Below are 10,575 nucleotides of genomic sequence, written 5' to 3'. Positions count from 1 at the left end.
CCACGACTGTCGCGAGGTGTGGGAGATGAACCGGATCGAGGCTCAGACGGACAGTGCGGCCAGCTGTTTCGTGAACTCCGCCTCGTCGATTCGCGTGTGGCGTCCGTCCTCGACGACGATCTCGCCACCCACCATCACCGTGTCGACGATGGACCGTGATCCGGTGGTGAGCAGCGACGCGCCGGGATCCCGGACGGGGAGGGTGGCGTAGTCGCGATCGAACCGCACCAGGGTGAGGTCCGCGGGCGACCCGACCGTCACGCCGCCGGTCACCGGCGACAGACCGAGCGCGGAGTTGGCGCCGCCGCAGGCGATGTCGAGCATCTCGGGGAACCCGAGCAGGTCCGCACGCCGGTGGACGGCACGTTGCAGGTAAGCGGCGATGCGCAGCGTCGCCAGCATGTCCTGGGTGTCGTTGCTGGCGGCGCCGTCCACGCCCAGCCCGACCGCCAGGCCGCGCTCCAGCATCGCCGGGATCGGGGCCACCCCGCTGCCGAGCCGCATGTTCGACAGCGGGTTGTGCGACACCGCAACCTTCCGGGCGGCGAGGGTGCGCTGGCCGGCGTCGTCGAGCTCGACGCAATGGACGGCGAGGACGCGGTCCCACAGGAAGCCGTTGCGGTCGAGGTGGTCGACGGCCCCGAAGCCGGTGTGCTGCCGACACATCTGCTCGTCGGTGCCGGTCTCGAGCAGGTGGATGGAGACCGGCAGTCCACGTTCCTGCGCGAAGTCGCGGATCGTCCGCATCCCGGCGTCGGTGACCGAGCGCGGATTGGGTACCGCCAGGGCCATCGAGATCGCTGACCCGGCAACCTCGTTGCGGAGATGGTCGACGTGGTCGAGGACCTCGCCGAGGGGTTGCATCAGCCGCGGTTCGAACCCCCACTTGCGGCTCGGGTCGGCCCGGTCGGCGACCCCGCGGCCGAGGACTGCGCGGATTCCGGTGTCGCGCAGTGCCCGTACGACGGCGTCATGGATCTCGTGCGACGGGTTCGGCCACATGTGTTCGACGACGGTCGTCGTGCCCGATCGCAACAGTTCGAGGCAGGCCGAGACAGCGGCGAGGTAGGCCCGCTCGGGTGTGATCGCCACCGATTCCTCGCCCACGGCCAGCAACCATTCGAGCAACGGTGTGCATTCGGCGATTCCCCGCATGAGCGACTGCTGGAGGTGCGTGTGGGTGTTGACGAACCCGGGGATGACGTAGCCGCCGGTATCTTCGCCCGGACGGTCGGTGGGCGCGATCGCGGTGACGATCCCGTCGACGACATGGACGTCGTGATGGGCTTTCCACTGCCCGGCCGTGTAGACGGTGACGTCGCGAAAGGCCGGGGCCGCCGCGGTGACGGCGGCCCCGGGCAATGATGTGTCGGTCACTTCGCGAAGTTCGCGGCGATGCGCTGGGCGAGGTAGTCGGCGGCGGTGATCGGCGGGTAGGTGCCGCCCGCGCTCTCGATCAGCACGTCGGAGTTCGCTTGGGCGAAATACGCGAGCGTGTAGCGCGGACCGGTGTACTCGCCTCGGCGGGGAGCCCGGACCCGATGGAAGTTCGACGGCAGTCGGTCGTCGGACCAGCGCATCAGCATGTCGCCGATGTTGCAGGTGATGGCGTCGTCGGACGGCTCGACCGACGTCCAGGCCTGACCGTCGGCCTCGGCTCCCGGTAGCACCTGCAGACCTCCCTGACCGGACCGCTGGAACAGCAGGGTCAGTGCGTCGAAGTCGGTGTGTGCGCCGGCGCGCCAACTGTTCTCGGAGTCGATCAGTTCGTCGGGGAACGCGTAGTAGTGCAGCAACCGCAGGGTGCTCTGGTAGGTGTCCGCCGTCGGGTCGTGCGCCCGGGTGAAGAAGTCGCGGTCGAGACCCAGACGCTCGGCGAAACAGCTGAGCAGGGTCATCGCCACCGACCAGCACCGGTGCTCGAAATCCTCGATGGTGGAGCGGAATCCGGCGAGCTCGCGCTCACTCGGCCACAGTCCGTCCATGCGGGGCCGGGTGAACTGGTAGGACTCCTTCTGGTCCGGTGTGCCGATCGACGGGCGTACCTGGGTGCGGTACTCCCAGCCCGCGTTCTGGCCCTTCTTGAGCGGATACTGCTCCTTGATCGAACGGGGGAGCGCGAAGAACCGGGCGGACATCTCGAACGCGTGGTCCACCGCGGCCAGGTCGATGCCGTGGTCGATCACCTGGAAGAAGCCGATGTCGGTTGCGGCCGACCAGAGTTGGTCGGCGATCTCGTCGCGGCGGTTGTCCAGATCGGCCAGACTGATCCGGCGGATCTCGCGGTCGGTGGTTTCGGTCCCCAGCCCGCCCATCCGGCGTTCCCGGTCGAGCTCGGTCAGGCCGGCCGAGGCGGCCGGCGATGGGGGTGTGGTGGTCTCTGTCATCGTGTGTCTCTCTGTGGTCGGGGAAGACGTGGGCGTCGGGTCAGCGGATCTGCTCATCGATGAACTGGGTCGTGAACAGCTGGTCGGCGGGCAATGCGGCCGGCAGGTCGGCGCCTCCGCCGTTCAGGATCGGCACGAGGTCGTTGATCACGTTCTGCGCCTTCACCATGTCGTAGCTGCCGTAGACACCGTCCGCGCCCGGGGCGATGACCGCGCGATCCTTCAGCAGGCCCGCCGAGTACGCCGCCTCCCCGGCTGAATACGGGGTGAAGGAGACGTCCTGGGACACCCAGTTGACGATGGTGGCGTTGACCGCGTCGGGCGAGGCCACGTAGTCCTTACCGGTCTGCTGGATCATCGGGACCAGCTTCTCCAGACACGGCGACATCTCCTCGACGTCACCGGCGCGGACCGAGACGTTCGACGCGTAGACGTCGTACCCGGCGTCCTTGACCATCGCGTAGGCGACCGGCTTGTTCCACGACGGGGTCTCGTTCTCGTAGGTGTAGGGCTCGGAGTTGGCGAACCCCTGCTGGGTGATCGACGGGTCGCCGACGAAACGTGCCGGGGCGCCGTCGTAACTGGTGTCGAGCTGACCCTGCTGCAGCAGCCCCTTCGCGACCAGCCACTGCGGGAAGATCTGATCCTTCGACACCACCACGCTGGCGTCGGATCGGCCGATGTCGGCGATCGTCTTCACGTCCGGGTGGGTTGCGGGGTCCCACATGATGATCGAGGGGTTGTACTGCAGCAGGGGCGTCACACCGACCACGCGTTGGTCCTTGGCGGCGGAGATCATCTGGTCGCCGTGGACGAGACCGAGGTGGATGGAGTCGTCGGAGTACATGGCCGAGGGCACCGACTGGAATCCGATGGCCGGTCCGCCGGCGCGCAGCGTGATGTCGACGCCGGTGTCCATGCCGTCGAAGACGAGCGGGCCGGAGACCGACTTGTTGTCGGTGTCGACGGTGTACCCGGGTCCGAGAAGTCCGATGACCCCGGCCATGTCCGACTGCGGTTGCCACTGCAGTTGAACCACCGCGTTGTCGGGGCAGGTTCCGGCGAGGGTGGATTCGGCCGGCGCCGAGGGGAGGCTCGACGACGCGGTGTCGTCGGACCCGGAACTCGAGCAGCCGGCGAGAACCGCTGCGCAGATCGTCGCCGCCGTGGCGGCGACGGCCAGACGCGACGTGCGGAGGCGGGTCATCTAATAGCAGAAAGACTGCAACAGTTACATGTAGACATGCACAGGGCGGGAAGGCCGGATGAAACTCTACGACACGGTGAGGGATGTGGATGCGCGTCATCTCACCAAAGATGTGGTCGCGTCCGTCTCCGGGGTGACGAAGCGATTCGAGTCCGGGACCCAGGCGCTGGACCGGGTGGACCTCGACGTGCGCGCCGGCGACTTCGTGGCCGTCGTCGGACCGTCGGGTTGTGGTAAGTCGACCCTGCTCCGGATGGCCGCCGGTCTCGAGAAGCCCACAGAGGGAAGCGTGGCACTGTCCACGGAGTCGGTCGGGTTCATCTTCCAGGAACCGACCCTCCTCGCCTGGCGCAGTGTGCGGGGCAATGTCGAACTCTGCGCCGAGATCGCCCGGCTGCCGCGGGGTGAACGACGACGCCGGGCGCAGGCCGCCATCGACGCGGTCGGTCTCACCGGGTTCGAGTCGCAATTGCCGCGCATGCTGTCCGGTGGCATGAAGATGCGTGCCTCGCTGGCCCGCGCGTTGACCTCCGAGCCCGAATTGTTGCTCCTCGACGAGCCTTTCGGCGCTCTCGACGAGATGACCCGGCTCGACATGCAATCCGAGCTGCAACGGCTCTACGCCGAACGCCGGTTCACCGCGATGTTCATCACGCATTCGGTGTCCGAAGCGGTCTTCCTCGCCAACCGGGTGATCGTGATGTCCGCACGCCCCGGGCGGATCGTCGCCGACATCGGCATCGACTTCGCTCACCCACGCCACCCGGATCTGCGCTACGACAGCCGTTTCACCGACCACGTCGCCGAGATCTCCGAGACCCTCCGAGGTGCACGATGACCACCGCCGCCCGATCTCGTCCCGCCGCCGGCGAGCACCACGGACCGGTCTCCGCGCCGCAGCCCGAACCCACACGCGGCGAACGGTCGTCGCGGAAGAGTGGCGCCCGCCGTGTCACGGCAGCCGTGCTGAGGTACGGAGCACCCCCGGTCCTCTCCCTCGCCGTGGGAATCGCCGCCTGGTACGCGGTCAGCTATCTCATCCTCACTCCGGAACGGCGTTTCCTGCTCCCGTCGCCACACAGCGTGCTGACCGAGTCGCTGCTGGACCCGGACAGCGTCGGCCCCATGCTCGACGCCCTGTGGGTCACCGCGAAGGTCTGTCTCGTGGGTTTCGCCTTCGCCGCGCTGATCGGGGTCGCCATCGGCGTCCTGATGAGCCGGGGGTCCTTCCTCGAACGCGCGATCTACCCCTGGGCCGTTGTGCTGCAGGTGATCCCGGTGCTCGCGATCGTTCCGCTGATCGGGCTCTGGTTCGGCTACGGGATGGTCGCCCGCACGATCGTGTGCGTGATCATCGCGATCTTCCCCATCATCGCCAACACGCATTTCGGGCTCGTCTCGGTCGACAAGTCCTCACAGGAGCTGTTCACCCTGTCGAAGGCCTCACCGGTGCAACGCCTGCTGATGCTCGAGTTCCCGTCGGCGCTCCCGTCGATGATGACCGGCTTCCGGACGGCCTCGGGGCTGGTCGTGGTGGGCGCCATCATCGGTGACATGTTCTTCGCCAAGGGAGAACCCGGTATCGGAACCCTGCTCGACATCTACCGTGCCCGCCTGCAATCCGACGATCTCATCGCGGCGATCGTACTGGCGTCGGTGTTCGGCATTCTCGTCTTCGGCGCCTTCAGCATTCTCAACGCCGCCGTGAACCGTCGTCGCTGAGGCCATCTCCGCGCTCGCAACCACCTCGACCCGAACCCATTCGGAGGATTCATGTTCACCGTTCCCACCATCGACATCTCGCCCTACCTCGACCCGGAGAGCTCGGCCGCGGCCCGGGACGGCGTGGCGCGCGCCCTCGACGACGCCTGCAGCGGAGTCGGTTTCGTCCAGGTCGTCGGTCACGGGATCGCACCCGGCGTCATCGACGGACTGACCGCGGCGCTCGACGAGTTCTACGCGCTGCCCCTCGAGGTGAAGAAGCAATACGCCCGGCCGGGGCAGAATCGTGGCTACAGCCCGCCGAAGAGTGAGTCGCTGAGCATGAGTCTGGGTGTGGCCGCGGCGAATCAGATGAACGACTTCTACGAGGCGTTCACCGTCGGCTCGGAGGGTTCCTGGTTCCCGGGCCTCGACCTGCCGGCGTCCAGCTACCCGACGAACACGTGGCCGGACGCGGCGCCGGGATTCCGCCCGGCGGTCGAATCCTGGTTCGACGCGGCGCGGGGCCTCTCACGAGTTCTGCTCACCGCCTTCACCGATGCGCTCGGTCTGCCGCCCGGGTACTTCGACGGGATGACCGATCACTCCATCGACGCGCTGAAGCTCAACAACTACACCCTCCCCGAAGGCGAGATCGAACTCGCCGGGGAGCTGACCGGGATGGGTGCGCACACCGACTTCGGCATCCTCACCGTGCTCTGGGCCGACCAGGTGCCCGGGCTCCAGGTGCTCGATCACGAGGGGCGGTGGCACGACGTGGCACCCGCCGACGGCGCGCTGCTGGTCAACCTCGGCGACGCCATGGCGCGGTGGACGAACGACCGGTGGCGATCGACTGTCCACCGCGTCGACCCGCCCGTCGTCGACGGCCGGATCCTGCGTCGTCGGTCGGCAGCGTTCTTCTTCGACGGCAACGCCGATGCCGTCATCGAGACGCTGCCCGGGTGTGCGCGTACCGACCACCCGGGATATCCGCCGATCACCGTCGCCGAGAACATCGATGCGAAGCTCGCCGGGATGAAGAGCGGAATCGCACCCGTCGGCGCCGAGCGCGAGGCGCAGCGCGTGATGGCCGCGGGATGAGGCCGGGGCATCGGCCTTCTACGCTGGGACGATCATGACGGGAAACGGAGACGACGGCGCGCTGCTCATGCAGTCGGTCCTGCGCCGGATACGAGACGAGATCTTCGACGGCACGCTCGAACCCGGTGCGTCGCTCTCGGTTCCGGGTCTGGCCGCCCGACTGGACGTGTCCCGCAGCCCGGTGCGCGAGGCGGTCCAACAACTCGTCATGGACGGGCTGGCGGTCTACACGCCTCGTGTCGGTGCGAAGGTGGCCGTCCTCGACGACGAGATGCTGCGGCACGTCTTCGAGGTTCGTGAGGTCCTCGACGGACTCGCCGCGCGCCAGGCCACCATCCGGGTGACCCGTGCCGAGCTGACCGGGCTCTGGGATCGGGTTCGTGAGCAGGAGCGTCTGCTGGAGACCGAGCCCGATCACCGACGCGACGCCGAACTCGATCTCGACTTCCACACCGCGGTCCGGTCGCTGTCGGGCAACGCCCCGCTGTGCGACGCACTGCTGAAGCTCGACACCCAGTCACATCTCTACCGATCCGACATGTGGTCGCACGAGGACAACCGTCGGCACGCCGTGACCGAGCACCGCCGGATCGTCGCGGCACTGGAGGTCGGTGACGCCGACGAAGCCGACCGGGCCGCGCGCGCCCACGCCGCCGGCGTGCTCGTCCGGCTGCTCCGGACCTGAGGCCCTTTCAGCGGCCACGGATCAGTTGAAGAGGTGTTGTCCCCACCATTCGCCGGGGGCGAGTCCGGGAGGTATCGCGAAGACCGACGACCCGTTGGGGATGAGGTACTCGGTCATCGCGTCCTTGCGGGCCAGGGCATGTTGCATCGGGACGAACTGGCGACCGGTGTCGCGGTTGAACGCGATGAAGAACAGGCCGGCGTCGAGGTGGCCGAATCCGTCCGAGCCGTCGGTGAAGTTGTACCCGCGCCGTAGGATCCGGACACCTCCGAGGTTGTCGGGATGCGCAAGCCGGATGTGGGCGTCGCGGGGGATCACCGGTGTGCGGCCGGAGGTGACCGCGAAGTCGGGTGTGTCGAATTCGTCGGTCTGTCCCAGCGGTGCGCCGGCCGCTTTCGTGCGGCCGACGATCTGTTCCTGTTCGAGTAGGTGGGCGCGGTCCCATGGCTCGATGTCCATGCGGATACGTCGGGCGACGAGGTAGGTACCGCCGGTCATCCAGCGGGCGGCCGGCGGGTTGTCCTCGGCACCGACCCACACCCAGCGGTCGAGCAGCTCGGTGTCCTCCGCCCGGAGGTTGTTGGTTCCGTCCTTGAATCCGAACAGGTTGCGCGGGGTCGACTGCGACTGGGTGGTCGACGAGGTGCGGCCGAAACCGAGTTGGGACCACCGCACCGCGGCCACGCCGAAGGCCATGCGGGCCAGGTTGCGGATCGCGTGGACCGCGACCTGAGGATCGTCGGCACATGCCTGAATGCAGATGTCGCCGTAGGACCGTGCCGGTTCGATCTTCTCCGCCGCGAAACCGGGGAGATCCTGCAGGGCAGCGGGTTTACGATCGCCGATGCCGAATCGGTCGGGGCGCGCGGGGTCGGCGGCGCTGGGACCGAACAGTCCCGGACCGAAACCGATGGTGAGGGTGAGGTTCGCGGCACCGAGGCCCAGTGCCTCGCCGGTGTCGGCCGGCGGTGTGTAGTCACCGAGTCCGGTCGCGCCGTCGTCGACGGTCTCTTCCCCGCGGGTCATCCGTTCGGCCGCCGCGGTCCAGCGTTGCAGCATCGCGATGAGGTCGGCGCGGGAGTCGGTGACGACGTCGAAGCTCGCGAAGTGGAGCCGGTCCTGCGCCGCGGTGACGATGCCCGCCTGGCGGTCGCCGCGGAAGTCGACGATCTGGGTGGGCGGGGACTCCGAGGACGCGGACGCCCGCCCGATCGCGACCCCGCCCGCGGCGACGACCAATCCGGCGCCGGCGCCGCCGATCACCGCGCGGCGGGAGAACCCGCGCCGTGGGGACCGGGGCGGGGCGTCGGACTCCGCGTCGCGCGGGTCTGAGGCCGGATCACTCACTGGGCCAACACGATCCCGGGAACCTGCGACAGGGTCGCCGACAGGGCGTCGATCTGGTTGGACATCGCCTTGCGCTGGTCGGCGGAGACCTCGGTGTAGGACACGTACCCGTCGCCGGAGCGGTAGGTGTTCACCGAGTCGCGGACCGTGGCGAACTGGGCGGTGATGGTGTCCATCAGCTGCGGGTCCTTCGCCGCGATGATCGGCTGCAGTGTCGCGATCGCGGTCTCCGAGCCGTCGAGGTTGCCGGCGAAGTCCCACAGGTCGGTGTGCGAGTACCGGTCTTCCTCGCCGTCGATCTTGGTGGCGGCGACCTCGTCGATGAGCGCCTGGGGGCCCTTCACGAACGACCCGGTCTCGAACTCGAACCCGGGTGCGTTGACCTCGTCGCGGAGCTTCGTCACATCTGCGAGCAGTTGGTCGGCGACCGGCGCAATCGTCTGCGGGTTGTCGGTGGCGGCCGCGTTCTGTGCATCGGCTGGGGTGATCTGGCCGGGCGCATCGCCGATCTCGGCCGGTTGCGGCGGCCACAGGAAACGTTCGATGCGGTGGAAGCCGGTGAACGGCTGGGCGCCGTCTTCGGTGTCGTCCCAACGCATGTCGATGGCGGGGTCGAGGTCGGGGAAGGACTCGGCGACCGGCTCGATGCGCTCGTAGGGCGTGCGCGCGAGCCCGAACTGGGCGCGAGCGGCGTCGAGATCGCCCGCCTTGACGCTGCCGACGAAGGCGGTCACCTGCGCGTGCAGGGTGTTGAGCTGGTTGCGGACGTACTCGAGGTACTGGCCTTTCGCGGCGGTCACGTCCGCGGGTACGTCGGCCTTCTCCTTGCGCTCGCCGCCGACGGTGAGTTCGGTACGGATACCGGTGCCGACCATGCCGGGTTTGCAGGCCACGGTGTACGTGCCGGGTTCGACGATCTCGACACTCAGGTTGCCCGACAGCCCGGGGCCGATGTTCTCGACCTCGCCGAGTACGCGGTTGTTGGTGCCGTACACGTAGAACTCGGTGACCTTGTCGCCGGAGTTGGTGACGGCGAAGTCGACGTCGCCGGTGGTCGCCTCGCTGCTCGCCAGGTCGCACGCATCGTTGGTGGAGGTGACCGTGATCGCGCCGTCCGAGGTGGCCTTCTGGGTGCAGCCGGCCAGCAGCACGGGCAACACGAGTGCCGCGGCCGCGCCGGCGGCCATCACGGTTCTGCGATTCACTGAGGGTTCCTTTCGGTTGCGGATTCCGCGGATGCGGGGTTCTGCGTGGTCGTCGTTCCCGGTGCGGAGGTGCCGGTGGGGGAGGCTTCGGGAGCCGGGGTCAGTTGCCGTCGGCAGAAGATCGTCAGCACGACGGCCACGTACACGACCCAGGCGACGACCTGCAGGACGGTGGGGTCGGGCCGGAAGTTGAAGATGCCGCCGAGCACGGTGCCGTACCAGGACGACGCGTCGTAACCCTCGGAGATGTCGAAGGCGACGGCTCCGTGCCCGGGCAGCCACCCGACGGTCTGCAGGGCGCCGATGCCGTACGTCAGGATCCCGGCCGCCACGAAGATCAGGAAGACCCCGGTGTAGATGAAGAACAGACGCAGATCCAGTCGGATCGCGCCCTGGTAGATCAGCACGGTCAGCGCGACCGCGGCCACGACCCCGAGCAGCAAGCCGATCAGCGGCCACAATCCGCCGGAAACACTCTCGGCGTAGCCGACCATCAGCAGGGCGGTCTCGAACCCCTCCCGCCCGACGGCGAGGAACGCCAACCCCATCACCGAGGCCCGGCCGGCGACGAGTGCCCGCGACATCCCGCTCTTGAGATCGGTGGAGATGTGCCGGGCGGCCTTGCTCATCCACAGCACCATGAACGTGACGATGACGACCGCGACCAGTGAGGCGATCCCGGCGATGGTGTCGGCCGCGAGCGGGGTCATGGTCGACGTGCCGAAGTGGATCACCAGGAACACCACGACGACCATCGCCACCGCGGCGGCCACGCCCGACCAGATCCACTTGAGCGCATCTCGCCGGCCGGTCTTGACCACATACGCGACGAGAACCATGACCACTATGCCGGTTTCGAGTCCTTCGCGTAACCCGATCAAGCCACTGCCGAACATCTGCGTGAACGTCGAAGGCGCGTCGCTCGCTGCTGCGAACAGG

General features: G+C 68.1%; 10 protein-coding genes. 4 read left to right on the top strand and 6 right to left on the bottom strand.

Annotation, left to right across the window (positions count from 1 at the left end; all coding sequences use genetic code 11):
• Positions 1-42: 42 nt before the first annotated feature.
• The 3 genes from M4D77_RS02990 to M4D77_RS02980 are packed head-to-tail and all read right to left on the bottom strand — an operon-like array spanning position 43 to position 3,594.
• Positions 43-1,377, bottom strand: a complete 1,335-nt coding sequence (locus M4D77_RS02990) for an amidohydrolase family protein (RefSeq protein ID WP_226512823.1) — start codon at positions 1,375-1,377, stop codon at positions 43-45.
• Complete coding sequence (locus M4D77_RS02985) at positions 1,374-2,387, bottom strand: isopenicillin N synthase family oxygenase (RefSeq protein WP_159370418.1); 1,014 nt, start codon at positions 2,385-2,387, stop codon at positions 1,374-1,376. Before M4D77_RS02985 ends, M4D77_RS02990 begins: the two co-directional genes overlap by 4 nt.
• Positions 2,388-2,427: 40 nt before the next feature.
• Positions 2,428-3,594, bottom strand: coding sequence for a nitrate ABC transporter substrate-binding protein (locus tag M4D77_RS02980; protein WP_226512824.1), 1,167 nt, complete (start codon positions 3,592-3,594; stop codon positions 2,428-2,430).
• 58 nt (positions 3,595-3,652) lie between these two features.
• On the opposite strand from M4D77_RS02980, the gene M4D77_RS02975 reads away from it, so the two are divergent.
• Genes M4D77_RS02975 through M4D77_RS02960 form a run of 4 tightly spaced genes read left to right on the top strand, consistent with a single transcriptional unit; the run spans position 3,653 to position 7,084 of the window.
• On the top strand, positions 3,653-4,432 hold the full coding sequence (locus M4D77_RS02975; protein ID WP_065630925.1) for an ABC transporter ATP-binding protein: 780 nt from the start codon (positions 3,653-3,655) through the stop codon (positions 4,430-4,432).
• On the top strand, positions 4,429-5,316 hold the full coding sequence (locus M4D77_RS02970; protein WP_259935519.1) for an ABC transporter permease: 888 nt from the start codon (positions 4,429-4,431) through the stop codon (positions 5,314-5,316). The genes M4D77_RS02975 and M4D77_RS02970 overlap by 4 nt, the downstream gene beginning before the upstream one ends.
• Before the next feature lie 51 nt (positions 5,317-5,367).
• A complete protein-coding gene (locus M4D77_RS02965) occupies positions 5,368-6,399 on the top strand; it encodes an isopenicillin N synthase family oxygenase (protein ID WP_259935518.1) in 1,032 nt (343 codons plus the stop codon).
• Positions 6,400-6,433: 34 nt separating this feature from the next.
• On the top strand, positions 6,434-7,084 hold the full coding sequence (locus M4D77_RS02960) for a GntR family transcriptional regulator (protein WP_058250812.1): 651 nt from the start codon (positions 6,434-6,436) through the stop codon (positions 7,082-7,084).
• 21 nt (positions 7,085-7,105) lie between these two features.
• On the opposite strand, the gene efeB is transcribed toward M4D77_RS02960, so the two are convergent.
• The 3 genes from efeB to efeU are packed head-to-tail and all read right to left on the bottom strand — an operon-like array spanning position 7,106 to position 10,532.
• A complete protein-coding gene (gene efeB / locus M4D77_RS02955) occupies positions 7,106-8,431 on the bottom strand; it encodes an iron uptake transporter deferrochelatase/peroxidase subunit (protein WP_259935517.1) in 1,326 nt (441 codons plus the stop codon).
• Positions 8,428-9,636: an iron uptake system protein EfeO gene (gene efeO, locus M4D77_RS02950; RefSeq protein ID WP_259935516.1), complete on the bottom strand. Its 1,209-nt coding sequence runs from the start codon at positions 9,634-9,636 to the stop codon at positions 8,428-8,430. The genes efeB and efeO overlap by 4 nt, the downstream gene beginning before the upstream one ends.
• Complete coding sequence (gene efeU / locus M4D77_RS02945) at positions 9,633-10,532, bottom strand: iron uptake transporter permease EfeU (RefSeq protein WP_259935521.1); 900 nt, start codon at positions 10,530-10,532, stop codon at positions 9,633-9,635. The genes efeO and efeU overlap by 4 nt, the downstream gene beginning before the upstream one ends.
• Between the last annotated feature and the right edge of the window lie 43 nt (positions 10,533-10,575).

The sequence above is a fragment of the Gordonia sp. p3-SID1431 genome (assembly GCF_025143765.1).
Taxonomy (GTDB): domain Bacteria; phylum Actinomycetota; class Actinomycetes; order Mycobacteriales; family Mycobacteriaceae; genus Gordonia; species Gordonia hongkongensis.
This window is presented reverse-complemented; position numbering and strand designations above follow the sequence as displayed.